The organism is Pseudomonas sp. S3E17 (assembly GCF_024168685.1).
Taxonomy (GTDB): domain Bacteria; phylum Pseudomonadota; class Gammaproteobacteria; order Pseudomonadales; family Pseudomonadaceae; genus Aquipseudomonas; species Aquipseudomonas marginalis.
The window spans coordinates 638,377-663,993 of sequence record NZ_JALJWE010000001.1 but is presented as its reverse complement, the minus strand read 5'-3'; the positions used below and the strand labels follow the sequence as shown (position 1 = coordinate 663,993).

Below are 25,617 nucleotides of genomic sequence, written 5' to 3'. Positions count from 1 at the left end.
CGTCAGTTCCCCGCCACGGTGGGCGACGCGTCACCGATCACCACCTTCTCACCCTCGGCCAGGCCCTCCAGGACCTGCACCTTGACGTTGTTATTGATACCGGTCTTCACCTCCCGCGCCACCGCCTTGCCCTTGGCGTCCAGCACCCGCAGCGAGTAGCGGCCATCGTTGTTGCGCGGGCCGAGCGCGGCCACCGGCACCATCAACGCCGCCTGGGCGGTGTCGAGCACGATGCGCACCTGGGCAGTCATGGCGATGCGCAGGCGATGGTCGGGGTTGGGCACGTCGAACAGCGCGTTATAGAACACCGCCGTGTTCTGCTTGGGGGTGCCGGCAGTCTGGGTTTCGAGGAAGTTCTGCGGCGCCGGTTCCGTACCGCGCAGCTTGGCGTAGTAGCGCTTGTCGGCTTCGCCGAGGATGGTGAAGTACACCTGCTGGCCGGGGCTGATATGAATCACATCGGCCTCCGACACCTGGGCCTTGACCGTCATGGTATCCAGGTCCGCCAGCTTCAACAGCACCGGTGCCAGCTGGCTGGCGATCACGGTCTGGCCTTCCTGGGTGACGATGCCCACCACGTCGCCATCGATGGGCGCAACGATGCGGGTGTAAGCCAGGTTGACCTTGGCGGTGTCGATCTGGATATGCGCACTCTTGATCTGCGCATCCAGGGACAGCAGGTTGGCCTGCTGCACCTGGAACGTCGACTCGGCGTCTTCGAAGTCCTGGCGCGACACCGACTCGTCATCCTGCAAGCCCTTGTAGCGTTCATACACCGACCTGGCCTGCTTGAGCTGCGCCGCCGTGGCCCGGCGCTGGGCCTGGAGGTTTTCCTCATCCACCTGGGCCTTGCGCAGGGTATTTTGCAGGATCAACGGGTCGATTTCGGCGAGCCACTGGCCCTGCTTCACCTTATCGCCGACCTTGACCTTGAGCGACTTCAACTGCCCGGAAACCTGGGCACCGACATCCACTTGCTTGATGCCTTCGAGCACGCCGGTGGCCAGCACGGCGTTTTCGATATCGCCGCGTTCGACGCTGGCCGTGAGGTATTGCGGGGCGTCGGCGGGCGCCTGGACCGTGTAGACAATGAGGCCGATGGCGACGGCCAGGACTGCAAGCAGGCCGGTTTTGCGGAGCTTAGAAGTTTGCATAAATGACCATGAAAAGTGGTTGGGCTTTTTTGAGGGAGTCCATAGGCGGGAGGGGGTAGACCCTCTTCACGAAACCACCTCCCCAATCACCACGCCGTCCAACCACCAGCGCGCCAGCCTGTGAACATTCGGTACCTTGAGCAAGGTGAAGTGGTTCCCCGCCCCATACCAGACCTCCAAGGCGCTGCCCTGCTTGCGCCACCCCTCGATCATCCTCCCCTGCTCCCGCTGATTCCCCGCCGCGTCCAGCGCCGGGTCCTCGGCCAGCACCAGGCGCACTGCACCTTCATAGCGCCGCAAAGGCCGATACACCGTGCGCAACGCCGCGCCATAGGTACGCGCCGGCCCCGTCATCGCGTCCACACTGGCACGGGCCGGCAACAACCCCACGTCGACCATGCCCCCATGCAACGCCTGCCGCTGCGCGCGCTCATCGAGCCCGGCAAAGTCCACGAGATCAATGCCAAACGCCTTGCCCGCGGCCAACTGCATGGCCTCGATCAATCGCACCAACGCCGCCGTGGTGGTGTAGGGCCGCCCCGCGCCAGCCGGTGCCTCACTGTCGATTACCGTCAACGATGCCACTTCGCGCCCGGCCGCCTGCAAGCGCAGGGCCATTTCCAATGCGATCCAGCCACCAAAGGAATGCCCGACCAGATGCACCGGCCCACGCGGGCACTCGTGCTCCAGCGCCGTCAGGTAACAGCGCGCGGCTGCCTCGACCTGGCTGTGGGGCACCGCCTCGCCATCCAGGCCCCGATGCTGCAGGCCGAACAGCGGCCAGTCACGCCCCAGCGCTTCGCTCAAGCCGACAAACCCGGTCACGCTGTCCCCCGCACCCGGCACGCAGAACAGCGGCGCATACCCGGCGCGGCCGCTTTGAATTCGCAACAGCGGCTGGTGCGGCGCCTGGCTCACCGGCGTACTTGCCAGCAACGCCGCGCTCATGGCGCGACCCAAGCCTTGGATATGGGGCGCCTGCATCATGCTCTGGTGATCCCCAGGCACCTCAACTCGCTGCAGTTTCCCGGGGGCCAGGGCGTCGTTCCAACCCAGGGACTCGCTGCGCCGCGCCAACTCGGTCGGGCGCTCCTGGGCGCTGAACAGATGCACCGCCATCGGCAACGGAAACAGGCTGTAGTGCGCCAGCGCATGCCCATGCCCCACTTCGCGCTCGATAAAGCTCAAGAGGTCCGCGTCCGCCGCTGCCGCCATTTGCGCGTACAACAGACCTTGATCGCGACAGCGTTGCAGCAGACCCGCAAAGTCCAACTGTCCAAGCTGTGCCTCAAGTTGCTCAATCCTCGCCAGCTCATCCACACCTCCCTGTGCGTTCCAATAAGCCGTGCATTGCAACAGCAAATGCCGCTTGAGGGCATCCGGCCCGCTCCAGCGCGCCTTGCCCTGGTCGGTCATGCGCGGTACGTAACTGTCGATCAGGCCAAGGAACGCCACCGGCTCATCCTGCCCGAGCAATTGCATCGCCACTTCGTAGGCCAGCACTCCGCCAAACGACCAGCCGGCGACCCGGTAAGGCCCGTGGGGCTGGATGCCGCGAATCAGGCCGACCATGCGCGCCGCCAAGCCTTCCATGGTGTTGAGATGCGCCTCACCGAGTGCCACGCCAGGCAGGCCGTAGATCGGATAGTCACCGGGCAGGTGCTGGCCCAGCGCCGGGAAATACACGTCCATGCCACTGAACTCATGGACCAGGAACAACGGCGCCTGCGAGCCGCTGCTGCGTACCGTGATCACCGCAGTATCACGCTCCGGCGCCTGGGTGCGCTGGCGCAGCATGGCGGCCACCGAGGCGACGCTGGCGTGCTGGAACAGCTCGGCCAGGGACACCTGCAACCCCGCCTCCTCCATCAGGTTGACCAGGCGAATCGCCAACAATGAATGCCCACCCAATTCGAAGAAGCTGTCATGCCGGCCCACCTGCGCCAGCTTCAACACCTCGGCCCACAGCTGGGCCAGGGTCTGCTCCAGTGCATCGGCCGGCGCTTCGAATTCGCGGCAGCACAACGCGTCCAGGGCCGGGGCCGGCAAGGCTTTGCGGTCGACCTTGCCATTGGCCGTCAACGGCAAGCGCTCCAGCGGCACATAGGCCGACGGCAGCATGTAGTCCGGCAGCTGCCCCTGCAGATGGGCGCGTACGCTGTCGATAGCGACGGGCTCGGCCACCCAAGTGAAATAGGCCACCAGGCGCTTGTCGCCCGGGGCGTCCTCACGGGCCAGTACTACCACGTCCTGAATGCTTCCGTGGGTCGCCAGGCGCGCTTCAATTTCACCCAGCTCGATACGGAAGCCACGGACCTTGACCTGGTCGTCATTACGGCCGATGCACTCCAGCAGACCCTCAGCGTTCCAGCGGCCGAGGTCGCCGGTGCGGTACATCAAGGCGCCCTCATTGAAGGGGTCCTGCACGAATTTTTCCGCGCTCAGGTCCGGGCGATTCAGGTACCCGGTGGCCACGCCGTCGCCGCCGATGCAGATTTCACCGGTCACGCCCAGCGGCACCTCCTGCAAGTGCGCATCCAGCACGTGCACCTGGGTGTTGGAGATGGGCCGGCCCACCGGCACGCTGTCCGCGTCGTCGGCAACCGCGCGCACTTCATAGGTGGTGGCGTAGGTGGTGGTTTCCGTCGGCCCATAGCAATGCACCAGGCGCAGTGCGGGCGCCCGGGCCAACAGGCTGCGGAAGGCCGCCGGGTCGGCACGCTCGCCGCCGCACAACAGGATGCGCAGGCCGGCCAGGGCGTCAGGGATCAGTTGCACGTATTGGTTGAACAGCGCCGTGGTCACAAACAGCACCGTCACGCCTTGCAGCGCCCGGCCAAAGGCGACCGGATCGAGCAACGTGGTGTGCTCGATCACCTGCACTTGGCCGCCATTGAGCAGCGCGCCCCAGACGTCCATGGTGCTGGCGTCGAACGCCGGGTTGGAAGCGAAGGCCACGCGGTCGCCGGCCTGGAAGTCGGCATAGCCGTTATTGATCACCAGCCGCGTGATGCCGCGATGGGGCACCCGCACCCCCTTCGGCGTACCGGTGGAGCCGGAGGTGTACATGATGTACGCCACGCTGTCGCTCGATTGCGACAGCGCCGGGTTGTGGCTCGGTTGCGAATCGAGGGCCAGGGTGTCGAGGTCCAGGCGCTGTGCGGGGTAATCGGCAGCCATTTCACTGCGGCTCAGCAGCCACGCCGCGCCGCTGTCCTGCAGCATAAAGCCCTGGCGTTCGGCCGGAGCGTTGCTGTCCAGCGGCACATAGGCGGCGGCGCACTTGAGCACCGCCAGTTGGCCCACCAACAGGTCCAGGGAGCGTGGCAGCAGGATCGCAACGTTATCGGCGGGGCGCACCCCAAGCCCCAGCAGGTGATGGGCCAGGCGGTTGGCGCGCTGGTTCAGTTCACCGTAACTCCAGGCCTGCTCGCCCTGCACCGCCGCCAGTGCGTCGGGCGTTGCCTGGGCCTGGGCTTCGAACAGACGTTGCACCGTGTGCTCGCGCGGGAATGGGCGCCGGGTCGCATTGAATTCCAGCAGCCGGCGACGTTCGGCGTCGGGCAGGATCGGCAAGCGGCCGATGGCGAGGTCACTGTTGTGTTCCAACGCCTGCACCAGCTGCTCCAGTGCGATATGCAGGTACTCGCATAGACGCCGGGCACCCGGTCCCCTGGCCTTGAGGCTGAAACCGGCGCCCAGGTCATCCACGCTCATCGACAGGCCAAAGGTGCTGTGCTCGTGAGTCTTGAGCAATTGAATGCCCTGCCACGCGTCGGCCACACCACCGGCGTGCGGCGCACTGTGGCGATAGTTGAACAACACGCTGAACAACGGCGTCGCCACAGGCACTGCGCTGCAACGCTGAGCCAGGGCCAATGGCGCGTGTTCATGGCTGAGCAGCTGGGTAAGTCGGGCGTGGGTAGCACGCAGTGCACTGCGTACCGCGCGTTCGCCCAGGTCGACCCGCAGCGGCAAGGTATTGATAAACACCCCCATGGCCCGCTCGGCCCCCTCGCCACCTTGCAGGCGACCCAGCATGACCGTACCGAACACCACCTGCTCGCGGCCGGACACCTTGCCCAGTACATGGGCCCAGGCCAGGTGCATCAGGCTTGCGGCACTGACACCCGCCTGGCGCGCCTGGGTCCGCAGGCGCTGGCTCAGTGCGGGATCCACGCTCAACTGGGCCGGCTCATCGGCGCCCAGGCCGGGGACTGCCGTGGGCTCGTCGATGTCACCGAGCATCTCGCGGAAGAACCCTTCGTGTGCATCGACACCGCTGCGGGTCTGGGCCACATAGTTGCGATACGGGACCGCTGCACCTAACGAATCCTGCTCGCCCAGCAGGAAGGCCTGCATGTCGCGCTGCAGGATATCCAGGGCCAAGTGGTCCATGACCAGGTGATGGAACAGCAGCGTGGCCACCACGCGCTGGGGCTCCTCGGTGTAGACCAGGCGCATCAAAGGCGCCTGGGCCAGGTCCAGGCGCTGGGGCAACGGGCCGCTTTCGACGCGCAGTGACGCCTTGCGCCACACCACTTGCAGCGGTTCTTCCAGGCCGTCCCAGTGAAACGACGAGCGCAGAATGTCGTGGCGCTGGATCACCGCCTGCAACGCCCGGGCGAACGCATCCAGGCGCTGGCGGGAATCAAAGGCGAACTGCGCCTGCAGCACGTAGGCATCGTCGCCCTGCACCGCGCGATGGTGATAGAGCATGCCGGCCTGCAGCGGCGCCAGCGGGTAGATATCCTGCACATTCGCCGCACCACCGGGGATGCCGGCGACAATACGATCGATGTCGGCCTGATCCAGTTGAATCAGGGGCAACTGGTCCGGCGTGATCGCCGTGGCCCCCTCGGCAATGCCATTGACCGGCACCGCCACGCCACGCCCGCCACCCAGCGCTGCCACCAGTGCACACAGGGTCGGCTGGCCGAACAGCACCTTCACATCCGCCGACAACCCGAGGCGACGCATACGCCCTATCAGGCTGACGGCCAACAGTGAGTGCCCACCCAACTCGAAGAAGTTGTCGTGACGTCCCACGCGCTCCACATTGAGCAACTCCGCCCACAGGCTGGCCAGGGTGACTTCCGTATCACCCTGGGGCGCCTCGTACTCGCGCACCCTCACCGAATCCGCACCCGGTGCAGGCAGGGCCTTGCGGTCGAGCTTGCCGTTAGGGCTCAGGGGCAACGCCTCGAGGTGGACGAAAATCGCCGGCACCATGAACTCCGGCAGGTGCTGCAGCAGATGGCCGCGCAGGGCTTCGATCTCGCTGCGTACACCGGTGTAGTACGCCACCAGGTGATCGTCGCGGGCGACCACGGCAGCTTCGTTGACGGCGGCATACTCGGTGAGGCGCGCCTGGATTTCCCCCAGTTCGATACGCAGGCCGCGAACCTTCACCTGATCATCGTTGCGACCCAGGTATTCGATAGTGCCATCGGGCAAATAACGTCCGACGTCGCCGGTGCGGTACATCCGTCCGGCGCTGAACGGGTCCTTGAGGAAACGTTCGGCGGTCAGTTCCGGGCGGTTCAGGTAACCGCGAGCTACTTGCACGCCGCCGATAAACAATTCGCCGACCACGCCCAGCGGCACCGGCTGCAACTGCCCATCCAGCAGGTACATGCGCGTATTGGCAATCGGCTTGCCGATGGGGGTGTTATCCGGTGTCACCGCGCCTGCGCAGTTCCACGCGGTCACATCCACGGCGGCTTCGGTAGGGCCGTACAGGTTATGCAGTTCGCTGCCGGGCAACTGCTGCTTGAAGCGCCGTACCAGGCTGCCGGGCAAGGCCTCGCCGCTGCATATCACCCGCGCCAGCCCGGCGGCCTGGCTCACATCGCCATGGGCCAGGAACACATCGAGCATCGAGGGCACGAAGTGCACGGTGCTGATCCGTTCAGCCTCGATCACGTCGCACAGGTACGCCGGGTCTTTATGCCCACCGGGACGCGCCATCACCAGGCACGCGCCGGTGAACAGCGGCCAGAAGAACTCCCACACCGACACGTCGAAGCTGAACGGGGTTTTCTGCAAGACGCGGTCTTGAGCGGTCAACCCATATTCGTCCTGCATCCACAACAGGCGGTTGACCACCCCGGCGTGGTCGTTGATCACGCCCTTGGGTTGGCCGGTGGAACCGGAGGTATAGATCACATAGGCAGCCAGGCCCGCGAATGGGGGGTTGTCGATGCAATGGTGCTGCCAGCACGGCTGGTCCAGATCCACTAGCGGTACCGCGCCCAGCAGATCGCGGGTCGAAGCCTGGGCCAGCACGGCAACGGGGGCGCTGTCTTCAAGCATGTAGGCCAGGCGCTCGCGTGGATACGCCGGGTCCAACGGCACATAGGCAGCGCCGGCCTTGAGGATCGCGTACAGGCCGACCACCATCGCCAGGCTGCGCTCCACACAGATTGCCACCCGCGAGTCCGGCTGCACGCCCAGCGCGTGCAGGTGATGGGCCAGTTGGTTGGCCTGTGCGTTCAGTTCGGCATAGGTCAGTTGCTGCTCGCCGGCCTTGACCGCAATCGCCTCCGGCGTACGTATCACTTGGGCTTCGAACATCCCGTGCACGGTCTGGTCAAGGTTGTAGTCCGCCCGGGTGGCGTTGAAGTCGAACAGCAAACGCTCGCGCTCGCGCGCGTCCACCAGCGGCACATGCTCCAGCACCGCCTGGTCGTTATCGACCATGGCCTGCAATAACCGTGTGAAGTAGCCGACGTAACGCTGCACGGTCGACTCATCGAACAGCGCCACCGCGTACTCCAGCGCGCCGAGGATCGTGCCCTGCACTTCCCCCAGGTTCAGCGACAGGTCGAACTTGGCGAAGTGGCTGTTCTCGACGATGCCTTCCAGGGCGAGGTCGCCCAGGGCCAGGGTCGGCGCGCTGCTGTCCTGCCAGCTCAGCAGGGTCTGGAACAACGGGCTATGGGCCAGGCTGCGCGTCGGGCGGATGATTTCCACCACTTGCTCGAAGGGCAGGTCCTGGTGGGCCTGGGCCGCCAATGTCAGCGCCTTGACCCGCGCCAGCAACGCCTCGGTGCTCAGCCCGCCCGAGGTATCGATGCGCACCGCCAGGGTGTTGACGAACAGGCCGATCAGCCCTTCCACCTCGCTGCGCGTACGGTTGGCCACCGGTGAGCCGATCACCACATCCTGCTGCCCGGACAGCCGCGCCAGCAATGCGGCCCAGGCCGTCATCAAGGTCATGTACACCGTGCAGCCATGGCGCTGGCTCAAGGCCTTGAGCCCGGCGGTGAGACGTTCGTCCAGGCGCACCTCGACGCTGCTGCCGGCGTAGTCCTGGCGGGCCGGGCGCGGGCGGTCGGTGGGCAAGGAGAGCAACGCCGGCGCACCGGCCAGGGCCTGTTGCCAATAGTGGCTCTGGCGTTGCAGCACTTCACCGCTGAGCCATAAGCGCTGCCACACGGCAAAGTCACCGTACTGGATCGCCAGCGGCGGCAGCGGGTCGGGCTGGCCATGGCTGAACGCGCGGTACAGCGCCATCAGCTCACGGGTAAGCACGCCCATGGACCAACCGTCGGAAACGATATGGTGCAGGGTCAGCAGCAGCACATGGTGCTCGTCAGCCATCACCACCAGACGCCCGCGCAGCAGCGGGCCACGCTCCAGGTCAAAGGGTGCCGAGGCTTCGCCATGGATCAGCGCATCCAGGGCCTGTTGCGGCTGCGGGTGGCGACGCAAGTCCTGCACTTGCAGCGGCAACACGTCTTCGGCGGCGACGATCAGCACCTGGGCTTCGTCGCCGTGCTGGGCGAAACGGCTGCGCAGGGTGGCATGGCGCGCGACGATGCGCGCCAGCGCCCGTTGCAACGCTTGCACATGCAGCTGCCCACGCAGGCGCAGGCCGATGGGAATGTTGTAGGCGGTGTTGGCGCCTTCCATCAACGCCAGGAACCACAGGCGCTGCTGGGCGAACGACAGCGGCACGGGCTCATCGCGGTTGGCCGGCAGGATATCCGGCAAGGTGCTGCGACCCGCCTGGGCCAGCACCTGGGCGACAGCCGTCAGTTCGGCATTGGCAAACAGCTCGCTGAGCAACAGTTCCACGCCCAGGCGCTGGCGAATCTGCGACACCATGCGCATCGCCAGCAACGAATGCCCGCCCAATTCGAAGAAGTGGTCATGGCGCCCGACCCGTTCTACCTGCAGCACATCGGCCCAGATCTGCGCCAGCAGGCTTTCGATCTCGCCTTGAGGGGCTGCGTATTCACGGCTGAACACTGCCGTCATGTCCGGCGCCGGCAGGGCGTTGCGGTCGATCTTGCCATTGGCGGTCAAGGGCAGCGCATCCAGCTTCACGAAGGCCACCGGGACCATAGAGTCCGGCAAGTGCGCCAGCAGATGGGCGCGGATATCGCCGACGACCAGCGGGTCGAACTGCGGACTTTCCGTGTAATAGGCCACCAGCCGGTCTTCACGCACCACCACCACGGCTTCCTGGAGGCTGGGCAACAGGTTGAGCTGGGTTTCGATTTCACCCAGTTCGATGCGCACGCCGCGGATTTTCACCTGGTCGTCGTTGCGCCCCAGGTACTCGAGGTTGCCGTCCGGCAGCCAGCGCGCCAGGTCGCCGGTGCGGTACATGCGGCCGGGATTGAAGGGATCGTGCAGGAAGCGTTCGGCGCTCAATTCAGGCCGGTTCAGATAGCCGCGTGCCACACCCTTGCCGCCCACGTACACCTCACCCGCCACACCCAATGGTACCGGACGCTGCTGTGCGTCCAGCAGGTAGACCGTGGCATTGGCGATGGGCTTGCCGATATGCAACGCCTGTCCCGCCTCGACCTTGCCGGACGTGGCGACCACCGTGGCTTCGGTAGGGCCGTAGTTGTTGATCAGCTCAAACCGCTGCGCGCGCCCGAACTGACGCAGGCGGTCGCCGCCGATCAGCAACGTGCGCAGGGTGGGATGTTCGATGTTCTGGCTGAAGGCGTACTCGGCCACCGGTGTCGGCAGGAAAGCCACATCCAGCGGCTGCGCGCACCACCAGGCCAGCAGTGCATCAATGTCTTCGGGGCCGTCGTGGGCCGGTGGCAGGTGCAGCGTCGCCCCGACACACAGCGCCGGCCACACTTCCCAGGCCATGGCATCGAAGCCGAACCCCGCAACGCTGGCGGTATGCCGCCCGGCGCAGAGGTCGAAGGCGTTGCAATGCCAGTCCACCAGGTTGGCCACGGTGTGGTGCTCCACCATCACGCCTTTGGGCAGGCCGGTGGAACCGGAGGTGTAGATCACATAGGCAAGATGGCTCGGTGTGACGGCGACCACGGGATTGCTCGCCGAATGATGGTGCCAGGTGTAGCGATCGAGGTTGATCACCGGCACGTCCAGCGGAGGCAGGCGTTCGAGCAAGGCGTGTTGGGCCAGCACCGCCACCGGGGCGCTGTCGCTGAGCAGGTAGGCCAGGCGTTCGGCCGGGTGGGAGGGGTCCACCGGTACGTAGCAGGCACCGGATTTAAGGATCGCCAGCAACCCGGCCAGGGTATCGAGGCCCCGGCGCGCGACGATGGCCACGCGGTCATCGGGCTTGACCCCCAACGCCAACAGATGATGGGCCAACAAGTTGGCTTGCTGGTTCAGCTCGGCGTAGGTCAGTGTGCGCTCGAGGTGCACGGCGGCGATGGCATCGGGCGTCAGCGCGGCCTGGGCTTCGATACGCCCATGCAGGGTGGTGCCTTGGGGAAAACTCACCGAGGTCGCGTTGAACTGCTCAAGCACCAGGCGTTGCTCCGCAACGGGGACGACCGTCACCTGGTTCAACGCGGTGGTCGGTGCCTGTTCCAGCGCAGTCACCAGGTGTTCCAGGGCGGTTTGCAGGTAGGCGCACACACGCTGCGGGTCCACCTGGGCACTGGCCAGCAGGCTCAAGCCAAAGTCCTCGCCGAGGTCATCGACACTCAAGGTCAGCGGGTAGTTGGTACGCTCCTCGGCACTCAGGGCGACGATGCCCTGCCATGCCGACACGGCCTCGGCGCTGGCGGCGGGTGCGCTGTGACGATAGTTGAGCAGCGCGCTGAACAAGGGCGTGGGGGCAATCACGGCACTGCAACGCTGGGCCAGGGCCAGCGGCGCATGCTCATGGCGCAGCAATGTGGTGAGCCGCGCATGGGTGGCCTTAACCCCGGTGCCTACATCCTGGGCGTCCACATCCACGCGCAACGGCAGGGTGTTGATGAAAATCCCCAGGGCCCGTTCCGTGTCATGACTGCCCTGCAGGCGGCCCATCAAGACCGTGCCGAAGACCACCTGTTGCTTGCCGGACAATGCGCTCAACACCTGCGCCCAGCCCAGGTGAAACAGGCTTGCCGCGCTGACGCCCAGCTGCCGTGCCTGAGTGCGCAGGCGTCGGCTCAACGGCGCCGCCAAGGGCAGGCTGAGTTCGCGGATGCCCCGTGCATCGCCCTGCACGTCCTGCAAACCGAAGGGCAAGGTTGGCTCACTGATGTCGCCCAGCATCTGGCGGAAGAACTGCTCGTGTTCCTGCTCGCTGATGCCCAACCGTGCCTGCGCCACATAGTTGCGAAACGGCACCGCCTGGCCCAGCGTCGCGCCCTGCCCCTGCAGGCACGCTTGCATTTCATGGCACACCACCTCCAGGGCACTGTGGTCCAGGGCCATATGGTGGAACAGCAAGGTGGCGACAATGCGCTGGTTGGCCGGATCATCGGCGCGCACCAGGCGCAGGAGCGGCGCCTGGGTGACGTCGAGCCGATAGTGACGGGCATCGAACAACGCATGCAGTTGTGCGCCGATGTCGCCGTCGGCAGGGTCCAGCTCAAGGGCCTGCACCGGCAGGCACGCCCGGCGCCACACCACTTGCGACGGCTGTTGCAGGCCATCCCAGACCACGCCGGTGCGCAGGATGTCATGGCGATCCATGACGGTTTGCAGGGCCTGGGCGAACGCGTCGAACCGCGCCAGGCTGTCGAACGCGAACTGCGACTGCATCACATACGGGTCGCCCTGTCCGGCGCTGGCATGGTGAAACAGAATGCCTTCCTGCAGCGGCGCGAGCGGGTAGATGTCCTGGATATTCGCCACGCCGCCGTCGACGGTGGCGACAATGCGGTCGATCTCGTCCTGGTCAAGGCATGACAACGTCAGCATGTCCGGCGTGATGCGTTCGGTGCCCGGCGCAATGCCATTGGCCGGCACCGCGACTTCACCGGCCTTGGCCGGCGCGTATTCGCCGGCCTTGATCAGCTCGATCAGCCCCGGTTTGTGCTCACGCAACGCGGCCAGGATCGCCGGGTCACTCAAGGCCTGCTTGTTGCCTTGCACCGACAACTGTTCGCCCTTGAGCGCCAGTTGGATGTCCTTGGTTTTCAGGGTTGCCAGCAGCTCAAAGAGGCTCACAGGACGATCTCCATTCGTTCGGTCATTGCGGCGTAGCCGGCCAGCGTCGGCTGTTCGAACAGCGCCCGCACATCGGCTTCCATGCCTTCCTGGCGCAGGCGCCCGATCAAGCTCACGGCGAGCAGCGAGTGCCCGCCCAGTTCAAAGAAATTATCCAGGCGCCCTACCCGCTCCACGTTCAGCAGCTCGGCCCACAGCCGGGCCAGCAGGATCTCGGTATCACCTTCCGGCGCCTGGTACTCACGCCCCTGCAGCGCCTGCATGCCAGGCGCCGGCAGCGCCTTGCGGTCGAGCTTGCCGTTGGGGCTCAGGGGCAGCGCGTCGAGGTGCACGAACAGCGCGGGTACCATAAAGTCCGGCAGGTGCTGCAACAGGTGGGCACGCAGTTGCTCGATATCGGCAGGGGTACCGGTGTAGTACGCGACGAGCCGGTCTTCACGGGCGACCACCGCCGCTTCGTTGACCTGCGGATGCTCAAGCAGGCGCGCCTGGATTTCCCCGAGTTCGATGCGCAGGCCACGGATCTTGACCTGATCATCATTGCGGCCCAGGTACTCGATATTGCCGTCCGGCAGGTAGCGCCCCAGATCACCGGTGCGGTACAGGCGACCGGGGGTGAAGGGGTCCTTGAGGAAACGTTCGGCCGTCAACTCGGGACGGTTCAGGTAACCCCGCGCCACCTGCACGCCGCCGATAAACAGCTCGCCGACCACGCCCAGCGGCACCGGTTGCAACTGCCCATCCAGCACATACAGGCGCGTGTTGGCGATGGGTTTGCCGATCGGGGTGTTGTCCGCTGCATCGGGGCGCGCGCAGTTCCAGGCGGTCACGTCCACCGCGGCTTCGGTGGGGCCGTACAGGTTGTACAGGCCGATCCCCGGCAACTGCTGCTTGAAGCGGCGCACCAGGCTGCCCGGCAGGGCTTCGCCGCTGCAGATCACCCGTTGCAACCCCGCCGCCTGGCCGACATCGCCGTGGGCCAGGAACACATCGAGCATCGACGGCACAAAGTGCAAGGTGGTGATCTGCTCAGCTTCGATCACATCGCACAGGTAGGCCGGGTCTTTATGCCCGCCGGGACGCGCCATCACCAGGCGGGCGCCGGTGAACAACGGCCAGAAGAACTCCCACACCGACACGTCGAAGCTGAACGGGGTTTTCTGCAGCACTGCGTCATGGGCCTTGAGGCCGTAGGCGTCCTGCATCCACAGCAATCGGTTGACCACCCCGGCGTGCTCGTTGATCACGCCTTTGGGCTGACCGGTGGAGCCGGAGGTGTAGATCACGTAGGCCTGGTTACGGGCGGTGAGGCCCGGCACCTCGGGGTTGCTCGCACTCTGGTGCTGCCAGGTGGGCTGGTCGAGGTCGATCACCGGCACCTCGCCGAGCACACCACGAGTCGCACGTTGCGCCAGCACCACCACCGGCGCGCTGTCGTCCAGCATGTAGGCGATACGCTCCAGCGGGTACGCCGGGTCGAGCGGCACATAACCGCCACCGGCCTTGAGGATGGCGAACAGGCCAATGAGCATGTCCAGGCCGCGCTCCAGGCAAATCCCCACCCGCGACTCCGGCTGGACACCCCATTCACGCAGATGATGGGCCAGGCGGTTGGCGCGTTCGTTGAGTTGCCGGTAGGTGAGCTGTTGCTCGTGCGCTTTCACGGCAACGGCATCCGGCGTGCGCATGACCTGGGCCTCGAACAGCCCGTGCAGGGTCTGGTCGAGGGGGTAATTCACCTCGGTGGCGTTGAATTCAACCAGCAGTTTTTGCCGCTCCTCGGCCCCCAGGATCGGCAGCCGATGGAGCGCCTGGTGCGGCGCCTGCTCCAGGGCCTCGACCAGCCCGGCCAAGGCCACTTGCATATAACCGCAGATCCGTTGCGCATCGACGTGGGCCAATGCCGTCACGTCGTAGCCATCGCCCAAGTCGTCCACATTCAAGGTCAGCGGGTAGTTGGTGCGCCCGTCGTTGACCAGGGTCTGCATGCCCTCCCAGGCGTGTTGCGCGTCCTGGGAACGGGTGGCGGCGCCGCGATGGCGATAGTTGAGCATCGAACTGAACAACGGCGTCGGTGCCGCCACACCGCTGCAACGCTGAGCCAGGGCCAGGGAGGCATGCTCGTGGCCGAGCAACGCGCTGAGCCGTGCGTGGGTGGTGCGCACGGCTGCACGCACACCTTGGGCGTCGATATCCAGGCGCAGGGGCAAGGTGTTGATAAAGACGCCGAGGGCACGGTCGGCGCCCTCGCCGCCTTGCAGGCGCCCCACCAGCACCGTGCCGAAGACCACGCTGTGCCGCCCGGAGGTGGCCGCCAGGACCTGGCCCCAGGCCAGGTGGAACAGGCTCGCCGTACTCACGCCGAGCAAACGGGCCTGGGCCCGCAGGCGGCGGTTAAGGTCGCTGTCCAATTGCAGGCTGTGCGCTTCGATAGCGCTGCCGTCGCCGCGGACATCCTGCAGGCCGAAGGGCAAGGTGGGTTCATCGACATCGCCAAGCATGTCGCGGAAGAACGCCTCGTGTTCCTGCTCGCTGACACCCAGACGCGCCTGGGCCACGTAGTTGCGGTACGGCATCGGCGCGGCGGTGGGCGCCGGGTGGCCGAGCAGGTAGCCCTGCATTTCCCGCAGCACCACGTCGAAGGCGGTGTGGTCGAGGGCGATATGGTGATAGAGCAACACCGCCACCACGCGCTGGTTGGCCGGGTCTTCGGCATAGGCCAGGCGGATCAGGGGCGCCTGGCTGATGTCCAGGCGGTAGCGCCGGGCATCGAAGCGTTCATGCAGGCCGGCCAGTACATCGCCTTGCAGGTGCAAGTGTTCAAGTGGCAATCGGGCCTTGCGCCACACCACTTGCAGCGGTTGCACCAGGCCCTCCCAGACCACCCCGGTGCGCAGGATATCGTGGCGATCGATCACCTGCTGCAGCGCCTGGGCGAAGGCGTGCAGACGCTCGATACGGTCAAACGCCAGGTGCGACTGCAGCAGGTAGGGGTCGCCCTGCCCGGCCGTGAGGTGGTGGTACAGAATGCCTTCCTGCAAGGGTGCCAGGGGGTAGATGTCCTGCACATTCGCGGCGCCGCCGGGCACGCAACTGACAATCTGGTCCAGGCTCGATTGATCGAGTGTCACCAGGGACAGCAGGTCCGGGGTGATGCGCTGGCAATCAGCCGGGATGCGGTTGGCCGGCACCTGGACTTCGCGACCACTGCCCACCGCCGCGGCCAGGGCGGCCAGGGTCGGCTGGCTGAACAGCACGCGCACGTCGGCGCTCAGGCCAACCTGGCGCATGCGCTCGATCAGGCTGACCGCCAGCAACGAATGGCCCCCCAGTTCAAAGAAGTGATCGTGGCGCCCCACCTGCTCGACCTGCAGCACTTCGGCCCAGAGCCTTGCCAGGGTGGTTTCCACGGCGCCTTGCGCAGCTTCGTACTCACGGCTCAGCACGGCGGCCTGGTCCGGTGCCGGCAAGGCCTGGCGGTCGAGCTTGCCGTTGGCGGTCAAGGGCAGTACGTCGAGCCGCACGTAGGCCACCGGCACCAAGGCCTGCGGCAAGTGCGCCTGCAGTTGCTCACGCAGGCTTTCGATGGACAGCGGGTGGTGTTCGGTGAACCAGGCCACCATGCGCCCCTCGCGCACCAGCACCACCGCTTCGCCCACCCCTGGCAACGCCGCCAGGCAGCTTTCGATTTCGCCCAGCTCGACGCGCACACCACGGATTTTCACCTGCTCGTCGTTGCGTCCCAGGTACTCAAGATTGCCGTCGGGCGACCAGCGCACCTGATCGCCGGTGCGGTACATGCGACCGGCGTTGAACGGGTCCTGCAGGAAGCGTTCGGCCGTCATCTGCGCACGGTTCAGATACCCGCGAGCCACGCCGCTGCCGCCCACATACAGTTCACCGGCGACACCCACCGGCACCGGCCGCAAGTGCTCATCCAGCACGTAGACGCAGGCATTGGCGATGGGCCGGCCGATATGCAGCGCCTGCCCGGCACGCACGCGGCCGGAGGTGGCGACCACCGTGGCCTCGGTAGGCCCGTAGTTGTTGATCACGGCAAAGCGCCGCTCCTGGCTGAACTGGCGCAAGCGGTCGCCGCCGATCAGCAGCAGGCGCAAGGTGGGGTGGTGCAGGTCCTGGCTGAACGCATATTCGGCCACCGGCGTGGGCAGGAAGCTGACGTCCAGGGGCTGCGCCAGCCACCAGGCAAGCAGGTCATCAATCTGTTCATTGCCCAGCTCGGAAGGCGGCAGGTGCAGGGTAGCGCCCACGCACAATGCCGGCCACACCTCCCAGGCCATTGCGTCAAAACCAAAACCGGCGACGCTGCTGGTGTGACTGATGGCGCTCAGGCCAAAGGCTTCGCAGTGCCAATGCACCAGGTTTTCCACGCTGCGGTGCTCCACCATCACGCCCTTGGGCTGGCCGGTGGAGCCTGAGGTGTAGATCACGTAGGCCAGGTGCGCCGGGGTCAGGTCGGCGATTTGCGGATTGCTCACGTCGGTGTGGTGGCGCTCATGCAGGTCGATGCTGGCGACATTACCCAGCAGCTCGCGGGTGCTCGCTTCCGCCAGCACCGCCACAGGAGCGCTGTCCTGCAACAAGTAAGCAATGCGTGCAGCGGGATAGGCCGGGTCAATCGGCACATAACCTGCGCCCGCCTTGAGAATACCCAGCAATCCCACCAGCATCTGCGGCCCACGCCGGCAGCACAGGGCGACGCGGTCATCCGGTTGCACCCCCTGCGCCAGCAGGTGATGGGCCAACTGGTTGGCGCGCTGGTTGAGCTGGCGATAGGTCAGGGATGTGCCGTCCTGCACCACGGCAATGGCATGGGGCTGGCGCTCGGCCTGGATTTCAAAGGCGCCATGTACGGTGTGCCCGGTGGGGAAATCCGCCACCGTGGCATTGAACTCGCGCAGCAGGGTTTCGCGTTCGCTGACCGGGAGGATATCCAGCTGGTCCAGCGCGGTGTGCGGGGTATTTTCCAGAGTGTCGACCAGTTGCTCGATGGCATTGGCCATGTAAGCGCACACGCGCCCCGCGCCGATGCGCGGCAGCGCCAACACGCTCAGGCCGAAGCCTTCACCCAGGTCGTCGACACTGAGGGTCAACGGGTAGTTGCTGCGCTCTTCACCGCCCAACAGCTGCACACCTTCCCAAATGCCATGGCCGTCGCGGGCCATCTCACCGGGGTGGCTGTGACGGTAGTTGAGCAAGGCGCTGAACAGCGGCGTGGAAGCCGCCACGCCACTGCAGCGCTGGGCCAGGGCCAGGGAGGCGTGTTCGTGACCGAGCAAGGCGCTCAAGCGCCCATGGGTGGCCTTGAGCGCGGCCACCGCGTCGGCGGCCACGTCCACCTTCAGCGGCAAGGTGTTGATGAACATCCCCAAGGCACGGTCGGCGCCGTCGCCCGCCTGCATGCGGCCCATCAGGACGGTGCCGAATACCACCTCGTCACGCCCACAGACACGCCCCAGCACCAGCGCCCACGCCAGGTGCATCAGGCTCGCCGCACTGACGCCGCGCAATCGCGCCTGTTCCCGCAGGCGCTTGGCCAACGCGGCGTCCACGGCCTGCTCGGCCTCTTCGATAGCGCGCCCGTCACCCTGCACATCCTGCACGCCGAACGGCAAGGTGGGCTCATCGACCTCGGCGAGCATCGCGCGGAAGAACTGCTCGTGTTCGTCCACACTCACGCCAAGACGCGCCTGGGCCACATAGTTACGGAACGGTGCGGCCAGCGGCAAGTCCTGTGCCTGGTTGAACAGGAACGCGTCCATCTCCCGACCCACCACCGCCATCGCCGTGTGATCCAGCGCCAGGTGGTGGAACAGCAGGATCGCCGCCACCCGCCGGTTGGCCGGGTCCGGGGCGTAGACCATACGCAGCAACGGCGCCTGGGTAATGTCCAGGCGATAGTGGCGCGCATCGAAACGCCCATGCAGTTGTTCGAGGATATCGCCGTGCGCCGGGTCAAGGTCAATCGCCTGAACCACCAGCGGCGCCTCACGCCAGACCACCTGGACCGGGCTGTCGAGGCCTTCCCAGACCACGCTGGTGCGCAGGATGTCGTGACGGGCCGCCACCTGTTGCAGCGCGCCCATGAACCGTTGCAACCGCTCAAGGCTGTCGAAGGCCATGCGCGATTGCAGCAGGTACGGATCGCCCTGCTCGGCGCTGATATGGTGGTACAGAATGCCTTCCTGCAGCGGCGCCAGCGGGTAGATATCCTGCACATTCGCCGCACCGCCAGGGACGCTGGCGACGACCCGGTCAATGGCCGCTTGATCAAGGCTCACCAGGGTCAGCATCGACGGCACTATCCGGGTACAGCCCGCAGGAATGCCATTGGCCGGCACCGCAATCTCACGGCCGCTGCCGACTGCCGCCGCGAGTGCCGCCAGGCTCGGCTGATTGAACAGCACACGCACATCGGTGCTCAGACCGGCCTGGCGCATGCGCTCGATCAGGCTGACCGCCAGCAGCGAGTGCCCGCCCAGCTCAAAGAAATGGTCATGACGGCCGACGCGATCAAGCTTGAGCACATCCTGCCAGATCTGCGCCAGCAGGGTTTCCACCTCGCCTTCCGGCGCCTCATACCCACGGCTGAGCAGCGCGCCTGCATCCGGTACCGGCAGGCCCTTGCGGTCCAGTTTGCCATTGGCCGTGAGGGGCAACAGTGCCAGCCAGACATAGGCCGACGGCACCATGTAGTCCGGCAGCCGGCCCTGCAGATGGGCACGCAGCGCTTCGATCGGCAGCGGCGCGTCAGCGGTGTAGTAAGCCACCAGGCGCTTGTCGCCAGGCTCGTCTTCACGGACCAGCACCACGGCGTGGTCCACCTGAGGGAAGGCGGCCAGGCAGGCTTCGATTTCGCCGGGTTCGATGCGGAAACCACGGATTTTCACTTGCAGGTCATTGCGCCCCCGGTACAGCAAGGTGCCGTCGGCCTGCCAGCACACCAGATCGCCGGTGCGGTACAGCAGGCCCGCGCCGAACGGGTTCGGGATAAACGTTTCGGCGGTCAGTTGCGGCTGGTTCAGGTACCCCTTGGCCACGCCCGCGCCGCCAATATACAGCTCGCCGACCACGCCCAACGGCAGCAGTTGACGGTGCGCATCCAGGACGTAGGCCTGGGCATTGGCAATCGGCCGGCCAATCGGAATACCGCCCTCGCCCACCTGGGTAATTTCATGGGTGGTGGCAAAGGTGGTGGCTTCGGTCGGCCCGTAGCCGTTGAGCAGGTGCCGGGGCTTGCCGTGCTTGAGCACGCGGTCGATCACCAGCGGGTCGAGCACATCGCCGCCGACGATCAGGTAACGCAACTGCGCCAATACCGGCATCAGTGCATCGGCGTATTGGTGGAACAGCCCGGCGGTCATCCACAACACACTGATGGCCTGCTCCTGCAGCAACGACGCCAGCGCCGCCTGGGACAACAACACCGCCTGTTCGACCACCACCACACAGCCGCCGTTGAGCAACGGTGCCCACACCTCAAGGGTACTGGCATCGAACGCGGGGTTGGAGGCAAAGGCCACGCGGTCGCGCGGGTTGAACTCGGCATAGCCGTTGTTGAGCACCAGGCGCGAGATGGCGCGGTGGGGCACTTGCACGCCTTTCGGTGCGCCTGTGGAGCCGGAGGTGTACAGGATGTACGCCACGCTTTCCGATGACTGCAACACTTGCGGGTTGTGCGGCGACTGCGCCTCCAGATTCAGGTCGGCCAAGGTATTGAGCACCCGCTGCGCACCACTGTCCTGCACGATAAGCGCCTGGCGCTCGAGCGGCGCATTGATGTCCAACGGCACATACACGGCGCCGCACTTGAGGATCGCCAGTTGGCAGATCAGCAAGTCGAGGCTGCGCGGCAACGCAATCGCCACGCTTTCCCCTGGCTGCACGCCCTGGCTGATCAGGTGATGGGCCAGGCGGTTGGCACGGCGGTTAAGGTCGCGGTAGCTCAGGGACAACGGCCCCTGCACTGCCGCCACCGCTTCGGGGCGCGCCAGGACCTGGGCTTCGAACAGTTGCGGCACGGTGAGCTGCGACGGGTAGTCCCGGGCGGTGGCATTGAAGTCCACCAGCAGTTGGTTACGTTCGGCCGGCGGCACGATCGACACGGCCAGCATCGGCGTGGTGGGCGCCTGTTGCAGCGCGGTCACCAGGTGACGCAAGGCGGTGAGCATATAGTCGCCGACACGCCGCGCGTCCAGGCTGGCCACGCCTTGCACCGTGAGGGCGAAGCCGCTGCCGAGGTCATCGACGTTAAGCACCAGCGGGTAATTGCTGCGCTCTTCGGAACTGAGGATCCGGATGCCTGAAGCGGCAAACGGACTGTCTCCCGGCGCGTCCGCCGGCGCGCTGTGACGGTAGTTGAGCAGCGTGCTGAACAACGGCAACGAACCCGGTACGCCACTGCACCGCTGGGCCAGGGACAGCGGCGCGTGCTCATGCACGAGCAAGTCTGCCAGGCGCGCGTGGGTGGCGCGCACCGCGGCCTGCACGCCGACGGTGCCGACGCTGACCCGCAGCGGCAAGGTGTTGATAAACATCCCCAGGGCGCGGTCGGCACCTTCGCCACCCTGCATGCGCCCAAGCAGCACGGTGCCGAACACCACCTCCTGCTGCCCGGAGACTTGCCCCAGCACGTGCGCCCAGGCCAGGTGCACCAGGCTCGCCGTACTCACGCCCAATTGCCGCGCCTGCTCGCGCAGGCCCAGGCTCAATGCCGGCTCCAGCGGCAAGTGCGCTTCGACAATGCCGCTGCCGTCGCCATTCACGTCCTGCAAGCCGAAGGCCAGGGTCGGCGCGTCGATATCGCCCAACATTTCGCTGAAGAACGCTTCGTGCCGGGCCTGGCTGACCCCAAGGCGCGCCTGGGCCACATAGTTGCGGTACTGCACCGCATCCGGCAGTTGCGCGCTGCACCCGGCCAGGCTGGCACTCATTTCCTGCACCAGCACTTGCAGGGCGGTGTGGTCGAGCAGGATATGGTGCAGCAGCAGAATGCCGACGAAACGCCTCTGGTCCTCGGCGTAGGCCAGGCGCATCAGTGAAGCGCGGGACAGGTCGAGGCGATAGTGGCGTGGGTCAAAGCGCTGTTGCAGGTGCGCCAGGGCATCGACGCCCGGGGCTTCAATGCGCTCCACGGCCAGCGGCGCCTGGCGGCAGACCACCTGTGCCGGCACGTCCAGGCCTTCCCAGAGGATCGCGGTGCGCAGGATGTCATTGCGTTCGATCACGCTCTGCAGCGCCAGGATAAAGGCATCCACCGCAGCTTGATCGTCAAAGCCCAACTGCACCTGCAGCACATAGGGGTCACCGTCGGTGGTCGCCAGGTGGTGATAGAGAATGCCTGCCTGCAAGGGCGCCAGGGCGTAGATGTCCTGCACATTGCCGATACCGCCGGGCACGTTGTGGAGGATGTGATCGATGGCGGCCTGGTCGAGATCGATCAGCGGCAACATGTCCGGGGTGATGACCTGGCTGTGGGCATGGATCGGGTTGGCCGGCACCTGCACCTGCGCTTGCCCGCCCACCGCCGCCGCGAGTGCTGCCAGGGTGGGTTGGCCAAACAACACGCGCACGTCGGCGCTGAGGTTCACCTGGCGCATGCGTTCGATCAGCTTGACCGCCAGCAGGGAATGGCCACCCAGTTCGAAGAAATGGTCATCGCGGCCAATGCGATCGAGCTTGAGCAGGTCTTGCCAGATGCCGGCGATGGCGGTTTCCACGTGGCCCCGGGGGGCCTCGTAGCTGCGCCGGGCCACGGCATCGGCGTCGGGTGCAGGCAAGGCCTTGCGGTCGAGCTTGCCGTTGGTGGTCAGCGGAAAACGCTCCAGCAGCACGAAGGCACTGGGCACCATGTGTTCGGCCAGGCTCAGCAGCAGGTGATCACGCAGCGCCGCGATGCGGGTGTCGCCCTCGGCAATCACGTAGGCCACTAGGCGTTTGTCCCCCGGTTGATCTTCACGGGCGATCACCACCGCGTCGCGCACCCCTTGGGCGCTGGCCAGGCGCGCCTGGATTTCGCCCAGTTCGATCCGGAAGCCGCGGATCTTCACCTGGTCGTCATTGCGCCCCAGGTACTCCACGCTGCCGTCGGCCAACCGGCGTCCAAGGTCGCCGGTCCTGTACATCCGCAGTCCGGTGGCCGGATCGCTGAGGAAGCGCTCGGCGGTCAACCCATCCCGGTTGAGGTACCCCCGCGCCACACCGGCACCGCCGACGTACAACTCGCCGACCACGCCAACCGGCAGCGGCTCGTGGTGGGCGTCCAGCACATACAGTTGCAGGTCGGGAATAGGCCCGCCAATCGGGCTGACGCCGACCAACTGCGCGTCCGCCGCTTCCAGCGCGCGGTACGTCACGTGCACGGTGGTTTCGGTGATGCCATACATGTTCACCAACTGCGTACCGGCGTTGATCGCCCGTGCGTACCATGGCTTGAGCATTGCCGGCTCCAGGGCCTCGCCGCCGAAAATCACCTGGCGCAGGGAATGGGCCTGGGGGCTGTCGCCCTGGGCCGCGAGCAGTTGGCGGAAGGCGCTGGGGGTCTGGTTGAGGATGCTGACGCCCGCTTCGCAGAGCAGCGTGTAGCACTCTTCCGGCGAACGGCTGAGCAGTTGCGGCACGATCAGTAACTGGCCGCCGTGCAGCAGCGCCCCCCAGATTTCCCACACCGAAAAATCGAACGCGAAGGAATGAAACAACGCCCACACGTCGTTGCGGTTGAAGCCGAACCAGTGCTCGGTAGCGCTGAACAGCCGCGCCACCTGGCGATGCTCGACCATCACGCCCTTGGGCTGGCCGGTTGAGCCGGAGGTGTAAATCACATAGGCCAGGTTGTGGGGGTCGAGCATCACATGCGGATTGACGATGGACTCGCCGCGCAGGCCGTTGAGGTCGATCGGCGCCAGCTCGCCCACCAGGTGACGGGTGTTGGCTTGCACCAGCACGGCCAGGGGTTGGCTGTCGCGCAGGGTGTAAGCAATGCGTTCCAGCGGGTAGGCCGGGTCGATGGGGACATAGCCGGCGCCGGCCTTGAGGATGCCCAGCAGGCCGATGATCATCTCCGGGCCACGCTCGACGCAGATGGCCACGCGGTCGTCGGGGCGGATGCCTTGAGCCAGCAGACGATGGGCGACCTGGTTGGCGCGCTCGTTGAGCTGGCGATAGCTCAGACGCTGCTGGTCGAACCGCAGGGCAATGGCCTCCGGCTGGGCGGCGGCTTGGAGTTCGACCTGCTGGTGGATCAAGGCGCTGTCGGCGTAGGTGCGAGGGCTAGGGTTGAGGCTGTGCAGCAGGTGGTGGCGCTCTTCATCGGGCAGGATCGCCAGGCGGTCGAGGGGCGTGTCCGGATGGTGTTCCAGGGCCTGGGCCAGGCTCTCCAGCGCCGTGTGCAGGTAGCCGGCGACACGCTGCGCGCCGATGTGCCCATCGACCATCACCGTCAGCGCAAAGTCTTCGCCCAGGTCATCCACATTGACCGTCAGCGGGTAATTGGTACGTTCTTCGGCACCCAGTACCTGGATGCCCTCAGCGACCTCAATCACCGCGGCCATGTCGCCCGCGGCGCTGTGCCGGTAGTTGAGCATCGCACTGAACAGCGGCGTCGGCGCGGCCACACCACTGCAACGCTGGGCCAGTGCCAGGGAGGCATGTTCATGCTCGAGCAACGCGGTGAGTCGCGCATGGGTTGCCTGCACCCCGGCGCGCACGCCCTGCGCGCCCACATCCACCCGCAACGGCAAGGTGTTGATGAACATGCCCAAGGCCCGCTCACCGCCCTCACCCGCCCCCATGCGCCCGAGCATCACCGTACCGAACACCACCGCATCGCGCCCGGAAGCCACGCCCAGGACACGGGCCATGGCCAGATGCAGCAGGCTGGCCACGCTCACCCCCAGCGGCCGCGCCAGGCTGCGCAGGCGGCGACTCAGATCGCTGTCGACGGAAATACGCGCCTCGTCGATGCCCAGCCCATCGCCCTGTACGTCCTGCAAGCCGAACGGCAAGGTCGGCTCGTCGATGTCCGCCAGCATCTCGCGGAAAAACGCCTCATGGGCCTGCTCGCTGACTCCGTGGCGCACCTGGGCGATATAACGGCGAAACGCTACGGGCTCAGGGGCCTGGTCTTGCTGGCCGGCCAAGTACAGCTGGATTTCATGGCGTACCACATCCAGGGCGGTGTGATCGAGGATGGTGTGGTGGAACAACAGCATGGCAACCACACGCTGGTTGGCCGGGTCATCGGCAAATACCAGGCGCAGCAGCGGTGCCTGGCCCAGGTCCATGCGGTAAGTGCGCGCGTCGTAGCGCGTCAACAGGCGGTCGAGGGCATCGCCACCGCTGAAGTGCGCCTCTTCACAGGCCAGGGTTGCCTTGCGCCACACCACTTGCAGTGGTTCATCGAGGCGTTCCCAGGCCATGGAGGTGCGCAGGATGTCGTGGCGATCGATCACCCATTGCAAGGCTTCGACAAAGGCCGCCAAACGTGCACGGCTGTCGAACACAAACTGCGCGTGCAACACATAGGGATCGCCCTGCGCTGCCGAAAGATGGTGATAGAGCATGCCTTCCTGCAACGGCGCCAGCGGGTAGATATCCTGCACATTCGCCGCCCCACCGGGGATCGCCGCGACGATACGGTCAATCGCCAGCTGGTCGAGATTGACCAGCGGCACCATGTCCGGCGTGATGCGATAGGCCGGGCTCAACCAGTCCCCGCCATGCTCGGTCACCAGCGTAAGCAAGCGAGGTTTGTGGGCGATCAGTTGATCCCACAACGCATCGTCCAATGCCTCATCGTCACCCAGGACAATCAGGTCGTCTTCTTCCCTTTGCAGACGGATCGCGTGGGTGGAAATCGCTGCCAATAATTCGCTGAACTGCATGGGGGTAACCTGCCTGATAAGTCACGGTGGAGAAGAAAGTCCGTTTTCAGCTGCCGTTTGGAATCGGGTGTGCTGGAGCGCCCGGTGAAAAAAATGCAGGCGCAGCCGCAGGCCTGGAGGGGCTTCCGGCAGGGTTTGAAAATTAAGGGATTTGGGCGCTGGGGGGTGAC

3 protein-coding genes are annotated in these 25,617 nt (G+C 65.9%); all 3 read right to left on the bottom strand.

What is annotated here, in order from left to right; translation table 11 throughout:
• Positions 1-2 precede the first annotated feature (2 nt).
• Complete coding sequence (gene macA / locus J3D60_RS02590) at positions 3-1,154, bottom strand: macrolide transporter subunit MacA (protein ID WP_065941154.1); 1,152 nt, start codon at positions 1,152-1,154, stop codon at positions 3-5.
• A 66-nt stretch (positions 1,155-1,220) separates the two neighbouring features.
• Positions 1,221-12,545: a non-ribosomal peptide synthetase gene (locus J3D60_RS02585; RefSeq protein ID WP_253489471.1), complete on the bottom strand. Its 11,325-nt coding sequence runs from the start codon at positions 12,543-12,545 to the stop codon at positions 1,221-1,223.
• Positions 12,542-25,447 (bottom strand): non-ribosomal peptide synthetase, encoded by a 12,906-nt coding sequence (locus J3D60_RS02580; protein ID WP_253489467.1) that lies wholly within the window; start codon positions 25,445-25,447, stop codon positions 12,542-12,544. The genes J3D60_RS02585 and J3D60_RS02580 overlap by 4 nt, the downstream gene beginning before the upstream one ends.
• Between the last annotated feature and the right edge of the window lie 170 nt (positions 25,448-25,617).

Bases quoted from the DNA above. Each gene is read 5' to 3' on its own strand.
- macA (WP_065941154.1), bottom strand. From the start codon at position 1,154: ATGCAAACTTCTAAGCTCCGCAAAACCGGCCTGCTTGCAGTCCTGGCC.
- J3D60_RS02580 (WP_253489467.1), bottom strand. From the start codon at position 25,447: ATGCAGTTCAGCGAATTATTGGCAGCGATTTCCACCCACGCGATCCGT.